The 19,297-nt window shown below is 49.9% G+C and carries 21 protein-coding genes and 1 riboswitch; of the genes, 19 read left to right on the top strand and 2 right to left on the bottom strand.

The annotated features are described in order from the left end of the window. The first annotated feature begins 9 nt into the window (after positions 1 to 9). From QMA09_RS06030 to QMA09_RS06040, 3 genes are read left to right on the top strand one after another with little or no spacing between them, the layout of a single operon-like run. Positions 10 to 684, top strand: a complete 675-nt coding sequence (locus QMA09_RS06030) for a uracil-DNA glycosylase (protein ID WP_290212427.1) — start codon at positions 10 to 12, stop codon at positions 682 to 684. Positions 685 to 743: 59 nt separating this feature from the next. Continuing rightward, entirely contained in the window at positions 744 to 998 is a 255-nt protein-coding gene (locus QMA09_RS06035; protein ID WP_290212428.1) for a YwdI family protein, read from the top strand. A 20-nt stretch (positions 999 to 1,018) separates the two neighbouring features. Beyond that, a complete protein-coding gene (locus QMA09_RS06040) occupies positions 1,019 to 1,396 on the top strand; it encodes a DUF423 domain-containing protein (RefSeq protein ID WP_135500834.1) in 378 nt (125 codons plus the stop codon). A gap of 192 nt (positions 1,397 to 1,588) precedes the next feature. On the opposite strand, the gene hemQ is transcribed toward QMA09_RS06040, so the two are convergent. Beyond that, positions 1,589 to 2,338: a hydrogen peroxide-dependent heme synthase gene (gene hemQ / locus QMA09_RS06045; RefSeq protein ID WP_290212429.1), complete on the bottom strand. Its 750-nt coding sequence runs from the start codon at positions 2,336 to 2,338 to the stop codon at positions 1,589 to 1,591. Positions 2,339 to 2,512: 174 nt separating this feature from the next. On the opposite strand from hemQ, the gene QMA09_RS06050 reads away from it, so the two are divergent. The 3 genes from QMA09_RS06050 to QMA09_RS06060 are packed head-to-tail and all read left to right on the top strand — an operon-like array spanning position 2,513 to position 5,189. Further along, entirely contained in the window at positions 2,513 to 3,334 is an 822-nt protein-coding gene (locus QMA09_RS06050) for a lipoate--protein ligase family protein (protein WP_290212430.1), read from the top strand. 55 nt (positions 3,335 to 3,389) lie between these two features. After that, positions 3,390 to 4,694 carry an HD domain-containing protein gene (locus QMA09_RS06055; RefSeq protein WP_135500831.1) on the top strand — a complete coding sequence of 435 codons (1,305 nt, stop codon included), beginning with the start codon at positions 3,390 to 3,392 and terminating at the stop codon, positions 4,692 to 4,694. Next, entirely contained in the window at positions 4,695 to 5,189 is a 495-nt protein-coding gene (locus QMA09_RS06060; RefSeq protein WP_135500830.1) for a YwgA family protein, read from the top strand. Positions 5,190 to 5,658: 469 nt separating this feature from the next. Here QMA09_RS06060 and QMA09_RS06065 read toward each other — a convergent pair whose 3' ends face one another. Beyond that, a complete protein-coding gene (locus QMA09_RS06065) occupies positions 5,659 to 5,844 on the bottom strand; it encodes a 2-hydroxymuconate tautomerase (protein WP_135500829.1) in 186 nt (61 codons plus the stop codon). A 90-nt stretch (positions 5,845 to 5,934) separates the two neighbouring features. On the opposite strand from QMA09_RS06065, the gene QMA09_RS06070 reads away from it, so the two are divergent. The 13 genes from QMA09_RS06070 (at position 5,935) to QMA09_RS06130 (ending at position 19,294) form a co-directional block, all read left to right on the top strand. Beyond that, a complete protein-coding gene (locus tag QMA09_RS06070) occupies positions 5,935 to 6,450 on the top strand; it encodes a YwhD family protein (RefSeq protein ID WP_290212431.1) in 516 nt (171 codons plus the stop codon). Positions 6,451 to 6,825: 375 nt separating this feature from the next. Then, positions 6,826 to 7,659, top strand: coding sequence for a spermidine synthase (speE, locus tag QMA09_RS06075; protein WP_135500827.1), 834 nt, complete (start codon positions 6,826 to 6,828; stop codon positions 7,657 to 7,659). Position 7,660: 1 nt separating this feature from the next. Then, entirely contained in the window at positions 7,661 to 8,533 is an 873-nt protein-coding gene (gene speB / locus QMA09_RS06080) for an agmatinase (protein WP_135500826.1), read from the top strand. 265 nt (positions 8,534 to 8,798) lie between these two features. Further along, positions 8,799 to 10,040 carry a cation:proton antiporter gene (locus QMA09_RS06085; RefSeq protein ID WP_290212433.1) on the top strand — a complete coding sequence of 414 codons (1,242 nt, stop codon included), beginning with the start codon at positions 8,799 to 8,801 and terminating at the stop codon, positions 10,038 to 10,040. Positions 10,041 to 10,127: 87 nt separating this feature from the next. After that, positions 10,128 to 10,625, top strand: a complete 498-nt coding sequence (locus QMA09_RS06090; RefSeq protein ID WP_290212434.1) for an antibiotic biosynthesis monooxygenase family protein — start codon at positions 10,128 to 10,130, stop codon at positions 10,623 to 10,625. Between the two features lie 174 nt (positions 10,626 to 10,799). After that, positions 10,800 to 11,210: a YwiB family protein gene (locus QMA09_RS06095; protein ID WP_290212435.1), complete on the top strand. Its 411-nt coding sequence runs from the start codon at positions 10,800 to 10,802 to the stop codon at positions 11,208 to 11,210. Beyond that, the gene (gene argS / locus QMA09_RS06100) at positions 11,207 to 12,868 is read left to right on the top strand and encodes an arginine--tRNA ligase (RefSeq protein ID WP_290212436.1); all 1,662 of its coding nucleotides are present in this window, start codon (positions 11,207 to 11,209) and stop codon (positions 12,866 to 12,868) included. The genes QMA09_RS06095 and argS overlap by 4 nt, the downstream gene beginning before the upstream one ends. A 44-nt stretch (positions 12,869 to 12,912) precedes the next feature. Beyond that, positions 12,913 to 13,100, top strand: a riboswitch (cobalamin riboswitch). A gap of 232 nt (positions 13,101 to 13,332) precedes the next feature. Next, complete coding sequence (locus QMA09_RS06105) at positions 13,333 to 14,301, top strand: ABC transporter substrate-binding protein (protein ID WP_135500822.1); 969 nt, start codon at positions 13,333 to 13,335, stop codon at positions 14,299 to 14,301. A gap of 7 nt (positions 14,302 to 14,308) precedes the next feature. Beyond that, the gene (locus QMA09_RS06110; protein WP_483313545.1) at positions 14,309 to 15,286 is read left to right on the top strand and encodes a FecCD family ABC transporter permease; all 978 of its coding nucleotides are present in this window, start codon (positions 14,309 to 14,311) and stop codon (positions 15,284 to 15,286) included. A 1-nt stretch (position 15,287) separates the two neighbouring features. Then, on the top strand, positions 15,288 to 16,748 hold the full coding sequence (locus tag QMA09_RS06115) for an adenosylcobinamide amidohydrolase (RefSeq protein WP_290212438.1): 1,461 nt from the start codon (positions 15,288 to 15,290) through the stop codon (positions 16,746 to 16,748). Beyond that, entirely contained in the window at positions 16,745 to 17,698 is a 954-nt protein-coding gene (gene cbiB / locus QMA09_RS06120; protein WP_290212439.1) for an adenosylcobinamide-phosphate synthase CbiB, read from the top strand. The genes QMA09_RS06115 and cbiB overlap by 4 nt, the downstream gene beginning before the upstream one ends. Continuing rightward, positions 17,685 to 18,764, top strand: a complete 1,080-nt coding sequence (gene cobD, locus QMA09_RS06125) for a threonine-phosphate decarboxylase CobD (RefSeq protein WP_290212440.1) — start codon at positions 17,685 to 17,687, stop codon at positions 18,762 to 18,764. Before cbiB ends, cobD begins: the two co-directional genes overlap by 14 nt. Then, positions 18,746 to 19,294 carry a bifunctional adenosylcobinamide kinase/adenosylcobinamide-phosphate guanylyltransferase gene (locus QMA09_RS06130; protein WP_290212441.1) on the top strand — a complete coding sequence of 183 codons (549 nt, stop codon included), beginning with the start codon at positions 18,746 to 18,748 and terminating at the stop codon, positions 19,292 to 19,294. Before cobD ends, QMA09_RS06130 begins: the two co-directional genes overlap by 19 nt. The last annotated feature ends 3 nt before the right edge of the window (positions 19,295 to 19,297 follow it).

Consider the following 19,297-nt stretch of genomic DNA (forward strand, 5'->3'; position numbering starts at 1 on the left):
GGTTAAGCGATGCCGAAAGAGATTTTTCATAATGACTGGCAGGAAGTCATCGGCGGCGAATTTGCCAAACCGTATTACCAGAAGCTGCGGGAATTTCTGAAGCATGAATACGAACACGAAACGGTGTATCCGGACAAACACGATATTTGGAACGCGTTCGAACATACCGCTTACAGCGACGTCAAAGTCGTCATCTTGGGGCAGGACCCTTACCACGGGCCGAACCAGGCACACGGCTTGAGTTTCTCGGTGCAGCCCGGGGTTCCGCATCCCCCGAGTCTGCGCAATATGTTCAAGGAATTGAAAGAGGACCTGGGCTGTGCCGCACCCAAAGACGGCACGCTGACAAAATGGGCAGACCAAGGCGTCATGATGCTCAATACTGTGCTGACGGTGCGGCAAGGCCAAGCGCATTCCCATCGCGGCCAAGGCTGGGAACAATTCACGGATGAAGTCATCCGGAAATTATCGGCCCGCGAAGAACCGGTGATTTTTGTCTTATGGGGACGGCCGGCCCAACAGAAAAAGCAATTCATCGATTTGGACCGCCACGCAATCATTGAAGCGCCGCATCCGAGCCCGCTTAGCGCCAGCCGAGGATTTTTCGGCAGCCGGCCGTATTCGCAAGTGAATCATTTGCTCGAACAGCGCGGAGAAGCGCCGATCGATTTCTGCCTGGCCTGACGAAGCGGCAAAGTGCATGGTAAACTATGAAAGATCGGAAATGGAAAGGGGGGCTTGGCATGGCAATTGATGCCGCCCGTATTTTAAGCGAGATTGAAAAACACACGGCATTGGCGCGCAAAGCGGATCCCGCGAAAATGCGCGAATCCATCGCGGCCATCCGTGTGCTATGCGATTTGCTGCTCGACGACGACCGTCCGACAGCCGAAAAGCCGCAGGCAATCCCGCTCGCGTCTCCTCAGGTGCAAACCGTCTCTTCTGTCAATAAATTAAAAGAAGACGATGCAAACGGGGATTCGCTGTTTGAATTTTAATTGGAAAGAGGAATGAAACCATGAAATTTTTCTTGATCGCAGGAGCGCTCAATGCATTGTTATCCGTTGGATTCGGCGCATTCGGCGCGCATTTGCTTGAAGGCCGCGTTGCGGATAAATACTTGGATACATGGCAGACTGCCGTGCAATACCAGATGTTCCATTCAATCGGCTTGATGGTTGTCGCCATCCTGATGAGTTCTTCGCTGCTCGGGCCGCTGAGTTCATTGAACTGGGCAGGTTATTTGATGCTTGCCGGAATCATCATTTTCTCAGGCAGCTTGTATGTGCTGAGCTTGACCGGCATCAGCATACTCGGCGCCATCACGCCAATCGGCGGCGTCGCGTTCATCGCCGGCTGGATTATGCTGATCGTCGCAGCTGCCAAAGCATTGTAATCGTTTTTTAAGGAAGCCTCCGCGCATGCGGGGGCTTTTTCCAATTAAAGGGCTTGAATTTATTTTTGGGGTGCGGAAATAGGTGATTGAGGTGCGGAAAAGCCGCCACTAGGTGCGGAAAAGTGCATTTGAGGTGCGGAAAGCGTCATAAAACAATAAAAAACCGCCAGAGGGCGGTTTTCAATCGATCAATTAAACTTCCAGGAATTTAGCGGTGCGTTCTGCGTCTAAGCGAGTGCCGACGTAGAAGGAACCGAATTCTGCGTAGCGCGCGCTGACTTCGTCAAAGCGCATTTCGTAGATCAATTTTTTGAATTGGAGAACGTCGTCTGCAAATAGCGTAACGCCCCATTCGTAATCGTCGAAGCCGACAGAGCCGGAAATGATCTGTTTCACTTTGCCTGCGTAGCTGCGGCCGATCTTGCCGTGTGACAGCATCAGTTCTTTGCGCTCGTCCATTGGCAGCATGTACCAGTTGTCATTGCCTTCGCGGCGTTTGTCCATCGGGTAGAAGCAGATGTACTGCGAACGCTGAAGCTCAGGGTACAAGCGTGCGCGGACATGCGGGTTCTGGTAAGGATCTTCGTCTGATTTTCCAGCCAGGTAGTTGGAAAGTTCGACAACGGAAACGTATGAATAAGCAGGAACCGTGTAAGCATTCAACGTCAATTTATTGAATTCCGTTTCAAGTTCGTGCAATTCGTCCATCGTTTCACGCAACATCATCAGCATGAAGTCGGCTTTTTGGCCAACTACTGAATACAATGCATGTGCGCCGGTTTTATTCGTATCGGCTGTGTTGACTTTTTCCATGAACGCTTGGAATTCGTCGATGGCAAATTGGCGCTCGGCGTCATCGAGCATTTTCCACGTAACCCAATCCATCGTGCGGAAGTCATGCAGGACGTACCAGCCGTCTAATGTAATAGCTGCTTCATTCATTTATCAAACACTCCTTTAATCTGAATCTCACAGAATCAGTTTATCATACCCGCTGGCGGAGTTCCTGCAAAAGAAATGGCTGTCACCAATTTGACAAGGGCGCGGCGGGTTTTCAGTGGCCGTTATCTCGGGTACACTTAGGGAAGCGAATGCAATGAAAGAGGAGATAGCAAGATGGAAGCATTTATGGGAGAAACAAATTGGCGTTTCTGGGATCAGTCCCTAAGCGCGCGGAACCGTTCGGCACTGGAGTCATTCGCAGCGGATGACTTGTTGTGCGAACTCGTCGGTTCAGGAAAAAGTCCGTCCGCAATCCGGACATGGGTCCACGACGACACAGTCGTATTGGGGATCCAGGACCACCGGCTGCCGCATATCGGAGCGGGCATGGAGTACCTGGAAGAGCGAGGCTATCAGCCAATCGTGCGTAATTCGGGCGGGCTTGCCGTCGTTTTGGATTCGGGCGTGCTGAACATATCACTCGTGCTGTCTGAAAGGGACAACGCGATCGATATTCCGGCGGGCTATGACATGATGGTCGAACTGGTGCAGGCTTTGTTTCCGGGAGCGCCGATCGAAGCGTATGAAATCGTCGGCTCGTATTGCCCGGGTTCGTATGATTTGAGCATCGGCGGACGCAAATTCGCCGGGATTTCCCAGCGCCGCATCCGCCGCGGCATCGCGGTCCAAGTGTATTTATGCATCGAAGGGTCGGGCGCAGAACGCGCAGAATTGATTCGTGGATTCTACGAAGCGGGGTTGCAAGGGGAGAAGACGAAAGCAGTCTACCCGGACATCAATCCGTCCGTGATGGCGTCGCTCAGCGAATTGCTCGGCAAACCGTTGACGGTGCAGGAAGTCGTACTCGATCTTCACGGCTTGCTCGGTTCGCCGGCACCCCAGCCATTGATGTCCGAAGAGACGGAGCTTTACAGTTTTTACTTGAACCGCGTTGTGGAACGCAACCGAAAAATGCTGTCGCCGGACCTTGAATGACCGAGGCCAGCTGGTGTAGAATAAACAATCACGCAGAAAAAGTGGAGGTGCCGCCGTGGACTATGCAAATCAGAAATTAGCGGAAGAAAAAGTATTCAAAGATCCGGTTCACCGATACATATACGTGCGCGACCAAGTCATCTGGGACTTGATCAATTCTCGGGAATTCCAGCGCTTGCGGCGCATCAAGCAGCTCGGCACCTCTTATCTGGTGTTTCATGGAGCCGAACATAGCCGCTTCAGCCATTCGCTTGGCGTCTATGAAATTGTCCGCCGGATTTCAGATGATATGTTCCACGGGCGGCCTGAATGGGATGAAAGCGAGCGGCTTGTCGTGCTATGCGCAGCGCTGTTGCACGATCTGGGCCACGGGCCGTTTTCCCATTCATTTGAAAAAGTGTTCAATGTCGACCACGAGAATTTCACCCGTGAGATTCTGCTCGGCGACACGGAAGTCCATCAGATTCTAATGAAAGTCAGCGCTGATTTTCCGAAAAAAGTCGCGGAAGTCATCGCCAAGACGTATTCCAATAAACAAGTAGTGTCGCTGATTTCCAGCCAGATCGACGCCGACCGCATGGATTATTTGCAGCGAGATGCTTATTATACCGGTGTTTCATACGGCCATTTTGACATGGAGCGGATTCTTCGGGTCATGCGTCCGCTCGAAGATCAAGTCGTCATCAAAGCAAGCGGCATGCATGCGGTTGAGGATTACATCATGAGCCGCTACCAAATGTATTGGCAAGTCTATTTCCATCCGGTAGCGCGCAGCGCGGAAGTCATTTTGCGGAAAATTTTGCAGCGTGCGAAGGAATTACATGACAGCGGCTATGAATTTGCCCAGCCTCCAACCCATTTCGCAGCATTCTTTGACCGTTCGTTCACATTGAAAGATTATTTGGCGCTTGATGAAGGCGTCATGATGACTTATTTCCAATTATGGATGAATGAACGCGATCCTATTTTGTCGGATATGAGCGACCGGTTCGTCAACCGGCGCCTCTTCCAATACGTCGATTTCGATCCGGGCAAAGATTACCGGAAGCTCGGGGAACTCGCCAGCTTGTTTAAAAAAGCGGGGATTGATCCCGATTATTATTTGGTCGACGACTCTACGTCAGACTTGCCTTATGATTTTTACCGCCCAGGCGAAGAAGGGGAGCGCTTGCCGATCCACTTATTGATGCCGAACGGCGACATCAAGGAATTGTCGCGCCTGTCCCAGATCGTCGAAGCGATCTCCGGCAAACGGCGTACCGACTATAAATTATATTTCCCTGCCGAATTGCTTGTCGACGGCAAGAAAAAAGCCATCAAGCAGCAAATCGTGGAAATGCTTAAAGAAGGAGGGGTATAGTTGCTCCAGGAACACGCAAAAATCGTGGACTTCATTGCCACTGCTGATGGGATTACCGGACGCAAAAAAATGCAGAAAATGATTTACATCTTAAAGAAGCTGGGTGTGCCATTCCAGGAAAAATACGAATTCCACATTTACGGACCGTATTCCGAAGAATTGACAGCCCGTGTAGAGGAATTATGCGATATGGGTTTTTTGTCGGAGGAACTCGAAGACAAAGGGTCATACGTCCAATATAAATATGCCGTCACGAAAGAAGGTGCGGATTTCCGCGGGACGCTGAAAGAGTCGATTCTGGATTCACCGGAAGTCGCCGGAAAACTGAACGGCAAAAGCAGCCGTTTCCTTGAACTCACGGCAACCCTCCTGTATTTTGACCATATGGAACGCGAAGAACAGATTGAGAAACTCCACATCGTCAAAGCGAAACTGAATTTCACGCCAGATGAAATCGAAGAAGCTTATGGGTTTATAGCGGAATTGCGGCAATAAAAAAACTTTCACTTGAATGCTAAAAATTTTTTATATGCCGATATTCCGCAAAACAGCGCCGCTTTCCTGCGGGCTTGCGCCGAACTAACTCGTGCTAGCGCCCGAGTGGATTTCGGCACTTCGCTATCCCGCGGGAGTCGGAGCTGCCTTGCTCCATATCTGGAAACGGCATGAAAATGCAGATAATGTATCTTTTTAGCTCTTCGACTAAAGAAATGAATCGTTATTAAGAAAACCCTTTGAATGAAGCTGAAGGCGGCGACTCCAGCGGGAGCAGTGATGGAGCAAAGCGACAGAGCGACGCGAGGTGAAGGCCCCGCAGGAGCATAGCGACGAGGAGACTGAAGCCGTGCCCGCGGAAAGCGTCCGCCTGAAGCGAAATGAAAAGGCCTGTCGCAAGTTTCACGACAGGCAAAAAAAAACTCCCGTAACGGGAGTTTTTTCGTATAACCGAGCGGGTGTCCGCATTTTAGATATCGCTAAACAATTTCCCTTTAACGCCGTAATCGGTTTTCTTCATGTCTTCGATGAAGACAGTGACGTTTTCAATCGGTGCGCCGGTTGTCTCGGAAACGGCTTGGCTGACTTTTTCAACCAGCGCGCGTTTTTGGTCTTCTGTGCGGCCTTCGAGCATTTTGACAGTTACGTATGGCATAATGGATACAGCTCCTTTTTTATCAGCTTCAAAATTAGCGAAGCTCTTATGAAGATACTTTTATCATATCAGAACGGAGGAAATAGACACATGGCAAATGAAGAAAAACCAAAACAAAAAGTAGGCTTCACCATCATAAAGAACGATCCGACTGACGGCCATAAAGGCTACGGCATCGGTTCGCTGTCATTGGAAAACGTTTCTCCGCTGTTTATCGACATCGAAGAAAAGGAAGCATTCATTGACATCGGCGCCATGCATGCACGCAGCCAAGTCGAGCGCGGCATCAAATTTACAGTCAACCGCGAGGATTCGGAAGGGGGCAAGCCGTACTGGCTGATCTGGATCACCATCGACTTTAATCCGGCAGGCCCATATTACGCGGGCGTCACGGCATGCGAAATGGTCGTTAACCGCGAAAAACGCCGCGGCTACAAGGTTTTGGCGGAACATGTCAATTTGATGGATAAATCGATGAAGCGCAAAATCGTTGTCGATCAAATGGATGAAGCTTCCAAGCAGGTGCTCGCTGATTATTTGAAAAACCACAATCCGGAAATGTGGGAGCGCAGCAGCGAACAATTGCATAAAGATTTAAATGGGTAAATAAGGTAATTTTTTGACTGAATTGTGACATTTGTATTTGCTTTCTGCAGGCGGTTGAAGTTGGGAAAGAAAGGCAGTACACTATAACTACAGCTTTTGAATAGAAAGCTAGGACACCTGAAGTGCGAGCAAGTGCCGTGAGCCATTGCGATAACAACCCAAGCCCAATGCCTCATGTCTCTTTCTCCGCATCATCAGGATAAAAAGGTTTTCTGTGAAGGGAAAAATTCCCTCTGCAGAAAACCTTTTTATTTTGAGTGTAGCTCCAAGCGCAGCGGGTAAAGGACTGTGTGCAAAAAAATATTGCACTTTTGCTGAAAAGACTTATACTTTTTTAAGGAGTTTTAAATTGAGCGAAAAGGAGTTTGATTATAGATGGCAGGATTTTGGTACACAGAAAAACAAACCGAGAATTTCGGAATTACGATGAAAATCAATAAAACGCTTCACACCGAACAAACGGATTTCCAATTTTTGGAGATGGCAGAAACGGCTGAATGGGGCAATATGCTGTTCCTTGACGGCATGGTCATGACATCTGAAAAAGATGAATTCGTTTATCACGAAATGGTGGCGCACGTTCCATTGTTCACTCATCCAAACCCTGAGAACGTTCTGGTTGTAGGCGGCGGCGACGGCGGCGTAATCCGTGAAGTGCTGAAGCACCCTTCTGTTAAAAAAGCGACGCTTGTCGACATTGACGGCAAAGTGATCGAGTACTCGAAGAAATTCTTGCCTTCAATCGCATCGGGCCTTGAAGATTCACGCGTTGACGTAATCGTCGGCGACGGCTTCATGCACATCGCAGAATCCGAAAACAAATACGACGTCATCATGGTCGATTCGACTGAACCTGTAGGGCCAGCAGTCAACCTGTTCACAAAAGGCTTCTACGCGGGGATTTCGAGAGCGCTGAAAGAAGACGGCATTTTCGTCGCACAGTCGGACAACCCATGGTTCAAAGCGGACCTGATCGAACAAGTACAAAAAGACGTCAAAGAGATTTTCCCGATCACAAACTTGTATTTGGCGAACATCCCGACTTACCCGAGCGGTTTGTGGGCGTTCACGATCGGTTCGAAAAAATACAACCCGCTGGAGGTTCCAGCTGAGCGTTTCCACGACATCGAAACAAAGTATTACACGCAAGAATTGCACAATGCGGCTTTCGTTTTGCCGAAATTCGTGAAAGACCTGGTAGGTAAATAAGATGCGCTTCGACGAAACGTATTCAGGCAAAGTATTCATCAAAAGCCATCCGAACTATGAAGAATCCAAAGCTGTGCTTTACGGCATGCCGATGGACTGGACAGTCAGCTACCGTCCCGGGTCGCGCTTTGGACCGAATAAAATCCGTGAAGTATCGATCGGGCTGGAAGAATACAGCCCGTACCTTGACCGCGAACTCGGCGACGTCAAATTCTTCGACGCTGGAGATATTCCGCTGCCATTCGGCAATCCGGAAAAATCCCTTGTTGAAATCGAAACGTATGTGCACACGCTTTTAGCCGACGGGAAAATCCCGATGGGCATGGGCGGCGAGCATCTTGTGTCGCTGCCGGTCATGAAAGCCGTTGCCAGCAAATACGACGATTTAGCAATCATCCATTTTGACGCGCACACAGACCTTCGAGAAAACTACGAAGGCGAAGAATATTCCCATTCCACGCCGATCCGCAAAATCGCGGACCACATCGGACCGAAGAACGTTTATTCATTCGGCATCCGTTCGGGCATGAAAGAAGAATTTGAATGGGCGAAAGAAAACGGCATGCATTTGTCTAAATTCGAAGTGCTTGAACCGTTGAAACAAGTGTTGCCAACACTTGCAGGACGCAGCGTCTACGTCACGATTGACATGGATGTTCTCGACCCGGCGCATGCGCCAGGGACAGGCACAGTCGACGCGGGCGGCATCACGTCGCGCGAATTGCTCGCGTCAATCCACGCCATTGCCGCGTCAGGCGTCAATGTTGTTGGATTCGACCTTGTTGAATTGGCACCGGTCTACGACCATTCCGACCAAACTGCAAATACTGCAAGCAAACTCATCCGTGAAATGATTCTTGGCTGGGTAAAATAATCGAAAAAAGGCCGGCCTGGAAATTTCCAGGCCGGCCTTTTTGAAACTTTCATCGGTAAAAGCTAGCCTGCTTGGAAGTGATCTTAGAGATGAAAATGGGAAATTTTTTGGGCATTGACTGCGTTGGAAAAACAATAGGAAAGCAAACTTCATTCGGTACGCTGAGCAGCTTGGCAACAAGTAAACAAGTTGATTTAGCTAAAATGTTTACAAGCTCAGTTTTTGAGAAATGGAAGGGATAAAAGGCAGATGGGAGCGCGGGAGCATGTATGATTTCAATGAAGTGTTTATCCAGATTCTGATACTGCTGGCCATTGCGATTTCCGTAGTTGGAGTTGCCAGGAAAATCAAGCAGCCGGATGCAATTGCGCTCGTACTGGTCGGCCTCTTTTTAGGGATCGTGAATTTGCCGATCCCTATGATCGACCAGGCAGAAGCATTCATTACGCAATCAAATGTCTTCCAAGTCATCATCATCTCGCTGTTCCTGCCCATCCTCCTGGGCGATGCGACTTTGAAACTGCCGGTCCACGATTTATACAAGGAGAAAAATACGGTGATCGGGATGGCGTTGGGCGGCACTTTACTTTCCTTTATCATCATCGGCTTTGCCGGACATTTTTTGCTGGGGCTGCCGATTGCCGTGGCTTTTACATTTGCTGCCTTGATGAGCGCAACCGATCCGATCAGTGTATTGTCCATTTTTAAATCTGCTGGGGTATCCAAGAAGCTGTCCACCATCATGGAAGGGGAATCGCTGTTCAATGACGGCATTGCGATTGTGCTCTTTCAGATATCTTCCCTGTATTTATTGACGTATATCGAAATGGGCTGGGCTGGCGCCGGAAGCGGAGTCTGGCTGTTTCTGCGCTTTGCCGTAGGCGGCGTCATCGTGGGCCTCATACTTGGTTTTATATTTTCGCAAATTATCCGGTTCTATGATGATTATCCGTTTGAAATCGTCGTATCTGCATTATTGTTCTTCGGAAGTTATTTCATTGCTGAACATTTCCATGTTTCTGGAGTCATCGCCGTCTTGTCAGGCGGTTTTGTCTTCGGTGAGTACGGCGCCCGAATCGGGATGACAGAAATAACTGAACGGAATATCAATTCCTTTTGGGATGTCATCGCTTTGATTGCGAACTCGCTCATTTTCTTGATTGTCGGCCTTGAAATCCGCAATATCGATTTTAGAGGGCATTGGGAAATCATTTTCTATGCGATTCTCATCGTCATCGGAGCACGGGTCATTGCACTGTACCTTAGCACCATGCCAGCAAAAAGCCTCAATAGGAAGGAACGGATCTTGCTGAATTGGGGCGGGGTGAAAGGGAGTCTTTCCATCGCCTTGGCGCTCAGCCTTCCATCGAGCTTTGATGGAAGGGAGACGGTGCTGCTCCTGACATTCGCCGTGGTCCTGTTTTCGTTGCTCGTCCAGGGCTTGACGATCAAGCCGCTCATCCGAATACTCGGATTTAGTGAAAAAGGGCGAAAGTCGGGTTTGTAAAGGAATTGCCAGTGGTGCTGTCGATAGATTCTTTTGGGCAGACGAGATAAAATAGAAGGGAATGAAGAATTGAAAGAGGTGCTGGCAATGGAATTGTATAAATGGACGGGAAACAGCGACCAAGAGGCAGCAATGCTAGACGCCGCTCCGAATGCACAGCTGATTTGCCTGGCAGACAATGGCGAATCGACGGTGCTTTTTGAAAGCGAAGGAGAGAAGCAGCCACAAGGTTTTGAAGCGTTTGAAGTATTGAATGCAGTCGGCGACATTAACGACGGCTATTTTGCTGTGTTCAATAATATTCCAGTGACGGATGAAGGCCGCGAGATTTTCGAATCGCGTTTCCAGAACCGGGCAGGCAAGGTGGAAGGGGAGCCAGGTTTTGCAGCTATCCGCGTATTGCGGCCGCTGAACTCAGATACATACATCATCCTGACGATGTGGAAAGACGAACAATCGTTTAAAGACTGGCAAGCGTCGGAATCTTATGGCCAGGCGCATGCGAAGCGTGGAACGGCAGACGGCATCGACAAGAGGCCGAACATCTTTGCGCGCCCTTCTTTTGTGAAAACGTACAAGAGATAATTCCATGCAAAAGCAGGTTTTATTGGATGGCTGTGAAACCACTCTTCGGAGTGGTTTTTTGTATTTCTGCCCGTTTTTGGGTGTTTTGTGCATATTCCGCCAAAGCCTTAATTGAAAACAAGCGCGGAATCGAGCTATAATGGAAAGGCTATTACTTAAAGGAGGCGGGGCGGCATGAGAAAATTGGTAAAAATCAAACTGACGACCATAATCCGCCAGCCGGACGTGGAAGAACAGACGATTGAAATGTGGTCTGAAGGAACGATGACGGTGAAAAATGACCGGCGTTACTTGCAGTATGAGGAGCGGCAGGATGAACTGGACATCAAGACCACAGTGAAGATCGGGGAACATGATGCCGTGATTATGAGAAGCGGAGGCCTGCAGATGCGGCTGCCGTTTTTATTGCATACAGAACAGACTGGCAATTTAACGAACGAACACGGCTCGTTCATGCTGACGACGAAAGCGCATGAACTTTCGGCCAGCGACGCACATTTTAAAGTCCGCTACGATTTGGCGATGGGCTCGAGTCACGTTGGCGAATACGAAATGGAAATTCAATTTACGGAGGGCAAACAATGAATGCAGTAGAAAAAGTGCAGCACGCAATCAAACAAGCAATCAGCGAGGCAGTTCAAAAAGCAGAATTGACGGCAGAACCGGTGGATGTTTTCCTGGAATCACCGAAAGACAAAGCGAACGGCGACTATGCGACGAATATCGCGATGCAGTTGGCGCGCGTAGCTAAAAAAGCGCCGCGTGTCATTGCGGAAGCAATCGTTGAAAACGTCGACAAAGAAGCGGCGAACATCGAGAAAATCGAAATCGCTGGTCCTGGATTCATCAACATCACGATCAAAAAAGATTATTTGCAGGACGTTGTAAAATTGGTCCTTGAGCAGAAAGCAGATTACGGTCGCAGCACATCAGGCGGCGGCGAACGCATTCAAGTGGAATTCGTTTCGGCAAATCCGACAGGCGACCTCCATTTGGGGCACGCACGCGGTTCTTCTGTCGGCGATTCGTTATGCAACGTTTTGGATATGGCCGGCTATGACGTGTCACGCGAATACTACATAAACGATGCAGGCAACCAAATCAACAATTTGGCGTGGTCGATCGAAGCGCGTTATTTTGAAGCGCTTGGCCAAGAGCTGAACATGCCGGAAGACGGCTACCGCGGGCAGGATATCAAAGACATCGCAGAAGAATTGGTCAAAGAACACGGCGATAAATTCGTGTCCTTGTCGAAAGAAGACCGTTTCGAAGCGTTCCGCAAGCATGGCTTAAAAGTGGAACTTGCGAAATTGCAGAAAGATTTGGCTGATTTCCGCGTCGAATTCGACGTCTGGTTCTCGGAAACGTCTTTGTATGAAAAAGGCGAAATCGAAATCGCATTGGACAAGCTGCGCGCTAATGGCCACATTTTTGAAGAAGGCGGGGCAACTTGGTTCCGTTCGACTACATTCGGCGATGACAAAGACCGTGTATTGATCAAAAACGACGGCTCATTCACGTATCTATTGCCGGATATCGCTTACCACGAAGACAAATTGTCGCGCGGCTTCGATAAGCTGATCAACATTTGGGGAGCGGACCATCATGGCTATATCCCACGCATGAAAGCGGCGATTGAAGCATTGGGCTACGACCGCGACACGCTTGAAGTGAGCATCATCCAGATGGTGCAATTGTACAAAGACGGCGAAAAGATGAAGATGAGCAAACGTACCGGCAAAGCGGTGACGATGCGTGAATTGGTGGAATTGGTCGGCTTGGATGCTGTCCGTTATTTCTTCGCGATGCGCTCAGGCGATTCGCATATGGACTTTGACTTGGATTTGGCTGTTTCGCAATCCAACGAGAACCCGGTCTATTACTCGCAATATGCGCACGCGCGCATCAACTCGATCCTGCGCCAAGCGGAAGAACAAGGCTTCACCGCATCAACTGACAATTTGAGCCTCTTGGCTTCGGAAAAAGAAATCGATGTTCTGAAGAAAATCGGTGATTTCCCGCAAGTCGTGGCAGATGCTGCGAAACAGCGTGCTCCGCACCGCGTCACAACGTATATCCATGAGCTGGCGGCAAACTTCCACAGCTTCTATAATGCCAATAAAGTCCTCGACACTTCAGACGAAGACATGACACGTGCACGATTGGCGCTCATTACGGCAGTGAAAACGACAATTGCCAATGCTTTGAAGCTTGTCGGCGTCTCCGCTCCGGAAAAAATGTAAGCGACACGAAAAGTTTTTCGTGTATACTATTGGTGTAAGGCAATCGAATATTCATTCATAAAGGTGCTTATGTCTAAGAACATGAGTTAAAAGGGAAGCCGGTTCGATTCCGGCGCGGTCCCGCCACTGTAAGTGAGAGCAAGCTGCAACAAAGCCACTGAAGCAAAACTTTGGGAAGGCGCAGCAAGCGATGATCACAAGCCAGGAGACCTGCCTTTATGACAACGCCCACATAGCCTGCGAGGACCGGCTGGATGTACATGCTTTTTTATGTCGTCCTTTCAATCCCTCGCAGAATATGCGGGGGATTTATTTTTTTGTTGAAAAACGCAGCGCCTAGTCCCTCGGGGTCTTAAGCCGCCTCGCCTGTGCGGCAAAATACGCCGCTTCGGCGATTCGCCTTAAGCCTGTCGGGACTGGACAGGCGCTTGCGCTTTTCAAAATAGAAACGGAGGATTTCACAGATGAAGAAGATTTGGCAAGTTGGATTAAGTACAGGTTTGGCGGCATTATTATTGGCAGGGTGCGGAGAAGAAGCGGCACCGGCACAGGAAGAAACTGCACCGGCAGAAACACCGGCAGCGGGAGAAGCTGAATTCCCGGTGACATTGACGGACGCAGTTGGCGAAGAAGTGATAATTGAAGAAGAGCCGAAGGCGATTGTCTCGATGATTCCTTCAAATACAGAAATTGCTTATGAACTTGGGCTTGGCGACAAAATGGTCGGCGTGTCTGATTTTGATAATTATCCGAAAGAAACTGCAGAAGTTGAGAAAATCGGCGGGCAGGAATTCAATGTTGAAAAAATCATCAGCTTGAATCCGGACGTGGTATTGGCGCATGAGTCCGGAGTTGCTGTAGGAGAAGCGGGGCTTCAGCAAGTTCGCGACGCGGGTATTCCGGTTTATGTGGTGCAAGAAGCGACCAGTTTTGATGAAGTGTATGAAACGATCTCGATCATCGGCCAAGCGACTGGCGCAACAGAAGAAGCGGAAACATTGGTGTCTGACATGGAAGCAGAAGTAGCGGAAGTAAAAGAACAAGCAAGCGCGGTTGAAGAACCGAAATCCGTATTTGTCGAAGTCGGAAGCACACCGGATATTTACACAACGGGCAGCGGGACGTTCATCGACGAAATGCTGGATATCATCAATGCTGAAAACATCGCTGCCGATCAGGAAGGATGGGTCAGCATGGATCCAGAAGCGATTGTTGATGCGAATCCTGAAGTGATCATCTCAACAGAAGGTGCCTATGTGCCCGATGCTGTAGAAAAAATTAAAGCACGCAGCGGCTTTGCCGAAGTAGCCGCAGTGAAAGAAGAAGAAGTTTATAACGTGGATTCAGACCAAGTAACCCGTTCAGGCCCGCGATTGACGGCAGGTTTGATGGAATTGGCAAAAACGGTTTATCCAGAGGTTTTCAGTGAGTAAAAAAGTAATTGCCTATTTCGTCTCTCTTTTTCTTTTGGGAGGCGCCGTGGTGCTGGGAGTAACGGTCGGGACGGTGTCGATATCGCCGGTTGTCATTTGGAATCCGGCATCGGATGAAGGAGCAGCTAATATATTATGGAATATCCGCATGCCCCGTGTGGTGCTGGCAGGTCTTGTCGGCGCCGCGCTGGCCATTGCGGGTGCAGCATTCCAAGGGCTTCTCAAAAATCCATTGGCCGATCCCTACACGTTAGGAGTGTCTTCCGGTGCCTCAGTCGGCGCCGTGATGACACTCTTTTTCGGCATTTCCATCCCTTTTCTCGGCATTTACACATTGCCTGTCATGAGCATGTTAGGAGCACTTTTGACGATGCTCGCCGTGATGGCGTTTGCGAAGCTGGTGGACAAGGCAATGAAAATGGAAACTGTTATTTTGACCGGCATCATTTTCAGTTCATTTCTCGGTTCGCTCATCTCGCTGATGATTGCTTTGACCGGTGAAGAGCTGCGCCAGATTATCGGATGGCTCCTCGGCAGCGTTTCGATGCGCGGCTGGCCGTTTGTCCAAATGGCGTTGCCATTCATCTTGATCGGCTCGTTTATCCTGTGGCTCAACCGCAGGGAGTTGAATGCCATGCTGTTCGGAGAAGAACGGGCGCAGCACCTCGGAGTCGATGTGAAAAAGCGCAAGATGATGATTTTGATCAGCGGTTCGGTGCTGACAGGAGCAGCTGTCGCTGTCTCGGGCACCATCGGTTTTGTCGGCCTCGTCGTACCGCATATGGTGCGCCTCGTATGGGGCTCGGACCACCGCCATGTGCTGCCGCTGTCTTTTATCAATGGAGCAGCGTTGCTCATCGTCTGTGATCTTGTATCGCGGACGATCATTTCCCCTACAGAATTGCCAATTGGCGTAATTACTGCATTTATTGGCGCGCCGGTCTTTGCCTTCATCTTTTTCCGGCAGCGCAAAGGAGTGGCTTAACATGCTGAAAATAACGGAACTTACCGGCGGCTATGGAGACAAGACCATTGTTAAAGGCGTTACTTTCGAAGTGCCGAAAGGCAAGATGCTGGGTATTTTAGGTCCGAACGGCAGCGGAAAATCCACTATGATGAAATTGATCAGCGGTGTGCTGCCGGCCAAAAGTGGAATGGTTGAAATTGAAGGGCGAGCTATCCGCGAATTCGGAGCGAAAGAATTGGCGAAGAAAATGGCTGTTCTGCCGCAGCTGCATGCACACGCATTTGCCCATACTGTCCGGGAAACCGTGTCGCTCGGCAGGTATCCGCACCAAAGCGGCTGGTTTGCATCGTGGTCTCATGAAGACGAAGCGGCGGTTGCCGAGGCGTTGCGCTTGATGGATATCCAGCATTATGAACACACACCGATTGACCAGCTGTCCGGCGGAGAACAGCAGCGGGTGTTCGTCGCCCAGGCGCTTGCACAGAATGCCAAAATCCTGTTATTGGATGAACCGACCAATCACCTCGATATTAATCATCAGCGGGAATTGCTGGATACGATCAAACGGCAGGCAATTGAAAAAGACTTGACAATTATCTCCATTTTCCACGACATCAATCTCGCTTCCATGTATTGTGATCAATTGTTGCTTCTCGACAAAGGGCATGTAATGCGCATCGGGGAACCCCATGAAGTAGTGCGGGAACAAGATATTGAAAAGGTTTATCAAGCTCGAGTCAGCAACCATCCGCACCCAGAATTGCCAAAACCCCAGATTACGCTGCTTCCGGGAGTGGAACGGCCGAGAGCGGCATCGGCGATCCGGGCAGAAGACTTTTCTGTTTCAGCGGAAATGGTGCTGTTCGAAAGCGATGTGCCATTGAAAACCGTATCTTCCGCTGTCATTAACGCAGGAGCAGGCTGGTACCGGACCTTTATTAACCGCCATGTGGACATGGATTACAACATCGATGACAGCGTGGGCGAGATGACCCGCTTTATCGAGGAGCGCGGCTTTAAGCCGACCGATACTGTCGGCATGATGACCGCTATAAAGACGGAGCATGTCATCATCAAACAATTTCCTTCTTCGTTCGGTTCTGTCGTCATTGCCGTGACAGCTGGCGTCGGCAATGCAGTGGATGTATCAAAAGCGATCGAAAGGCCACTCGGAGTCGGAACAATCAACACCTGGATTTTGGTCAATGGTGCCTTGTCGGATGAAGCATTCATCCAAGCGATGATTACGGCTACTGAAGCGAAAACAAAAGCGCTGCATCAAGAAGGCGTCAAAGATCCGCTGACAGGAACGATTGCGACTGGTACATCCACAGACAGCTGTCTGGTGGCGGCGACTCAGCAAGGCTCGATCCTTCCTTATGCCGGACCGATTACAGAGCTTGGCGGGTTGATCGGATCGGGCGTATACCAATGCACGATTGAAGCAATCGCGCTTTACAGAAAGGCGAAAATGCAATGATCGGCCATCTTTCTGCGATCGCGCTTGGAATGGTGATTGACCGGCTTGTGGGTGATCCGCCAACGTGGCCGCATCCGGTGCGTTGGATCGGCAAAGGGATAACCTGGTTCACGAAACGCTGGAACCAGGAGCCTCACGCGTTCCGCAACGGTTTCCTGATGACAGCGCTTATTGTAGCGATCACATTCGGCAGCGTTTTTCTGCTTGTGAAAAGTGCTTATGCATTTCATTGGGTGCTGGGAATTTTCGTAGAAGGCGTCTTGATCGCTTCCGGGTTGGCGCAAAAAAGTTTAAAGGACGCTGCAGAAGAAGTCTACAAACCTTTGGTTGAAGAAAATTGGACACTTGCTAGAGAAAAGCTGTCTTGGATTGTCGGCCGGGATACGGACGCATTGGATGAAAGTGAAATTACGCGGGCAGTAGTCGAAACGGTTTCGGAAAATACGAGCGATGGCGTGACGGCTCCGTTGTTTTGGGCCTTCCTTCTTGGCGCTCCCGGATTGTGGCTTTACAAAGCGGCAAATACATGTGATTCGATGGTGGGCTATAAAAACCAGGAGTTTGAGAAATTCGGTTTTGCCTCAGCACGTCTGGACGATCTTTTAAACTTCATTCCGAGCCGGATTACCGGAGCATTGATCTTGGTTTTGACGGAGAATAAAAGAAACATGACGCTACGGCAACGTTTTACCGAATGGCGCACAGATGCCAAAAAGCATCCCAGTCCGAACAGCGGCTGGTTGGAAGCAGCAACAGCGATTCAATTGGGGATTGAACTGGGCGGCTTCAATACATATAAAGGCATCGTTTCGGAACGGGCTCGCATGGGGACGCCAGTTTATCGGCTGGAAGCTGCCCATATCCGTGATGCCGTCAGCCATATGCAAACAGCGGCCATTTGGTTTTTCATTCTTTTTGCATTAGGAGGAATTCTCATTGAAATTGCCTGACCATGGTGCAAATCCGCACAAACTATTTGAACAAGCAGGAGTGGAGCAGCCGCATTCGATTGTGGATTTCAGCGAAAATGTCCATCCTTTTGGGCCGCCAGCTTTTGTGGAACAAGCCTGGCCGGATCTGCTCGAACAGATTCGCCGCTACCCGGATCCGGAGGGGGAACCGTTTAGCAGTGCGGCAGCAGCGTACCATGAACTTGAAACGCATTGCTTAGCGGCAGGAAATGGCGCTGCAGAGATTTTCACTTGGCTCTCGCGCCGTTATCGTGGCAAACGGGTTGTATTGATTGAGCCGGCTTTTTCCGAATACCGGAAAACCTTGGAGGCAGAAGGCGCTGACATCGCCACAGTGCAATTAACAGCAGACAATGGCTGGCGCATGGAGCTGGAAAAAGTGGCGAAAGAGCTCGCAGGCAGCGCAGCGCTTTATCTATGCAACCCGCATAACCCAACCGGCAGGATGCTTACACATCCTGAGCTGGTTTTTCTGGCAGAAGCATGCAAGGCAGAAAACTGTGAACTGGTATTGGATGAAGCCTTTATTGACTTTGCGGGGGAGCAGCACTCTTTTATCGGGCAGCAAAAAGTGTTTTCGAATCTGATTATTGTCCGGTCAATGACGAAGATGTATGCGATTCCCGGCCTGCGCCTCGGATATGTCATGGCAGATCCGGCCATCATAGCGGAACTCAAGCAAGGCGCTGCCCATTGGAACGTCAATGCGATTTCAGCAAATCTTGGATCCCGCTGCTTCGAAGAGGCGGAATACCGTAAGCAAGTGGTTGAAGCAGCAGACCGGGAACGGCAGCAAATGGAGCGATTTTTACGGGAGCATGGCTGTGAGGCGACTGATTCGGCCGTTAATTTCTTGTCGTTTCGGCTGCCGCAAGGAATGGATGCTGAACAGTTTTTCATGGACATGCTGGCAAAGGGATTGGTGCTAAGGCATACAAAATCGTTCCGCGGCATGGAAGGCGAGTGGTTCCGAATCGGCATGAAAGCGCCGAAACAGATGATTCAGCTGCGGGAGGCGATCAGCGCATGGCTGGAAACAAAATGATTTTTATCAGCGGCGGCGTCCGCAGCGGCAAAAGTGCATGGGCGGAGAAAAAGATTCTCCACGCCAAAGCCCGAAGAAATATTTATCTTGCCAGTGGAAGAGCCTACGATAAAGAAATGGAAGAGCGGATCGAGCGGCATCGCCAAGACCGCGTCGATGGTGGCTGGATAACCATCGAACAGCCGCTGCATCTTGAAGCTGCATTGCCCCGATTGAAAGCAGGAGACGCGGTCCTTTGGGATTGCGTGACGACTTGGCTGGCCAATGAATTATACGCAGGCTGGGAAACCGGCACGCCTTGTGCGGCACAGCCCGGCTGCATGGAGAAAAAATGGGCAGCGCTGCAAGAAACGCTGAAAGAGATTCGAGCAGTTTCTGAAGTGCTGGTTGTGGTATCGAACGAAGTCATGGACGATTTTATACGCGATGAACCCTATCAGCGCTGGCTCGGACGAATCCATCTGTGGCTCGTTGCTGAGTCAGAGGAAGCTTTTGAAATGGAAAATGGATTTGCTTATAAAAGGAAGTGACCG

It is taken from the genome of Planococcus sp. APC 3906 (assembly GCF_030407685.1).
GTDB lineage: Bacteria > Bacillota > Bacilli > Bacillales_A > Planococcaceae > Planococcus > Planococcus koreensis.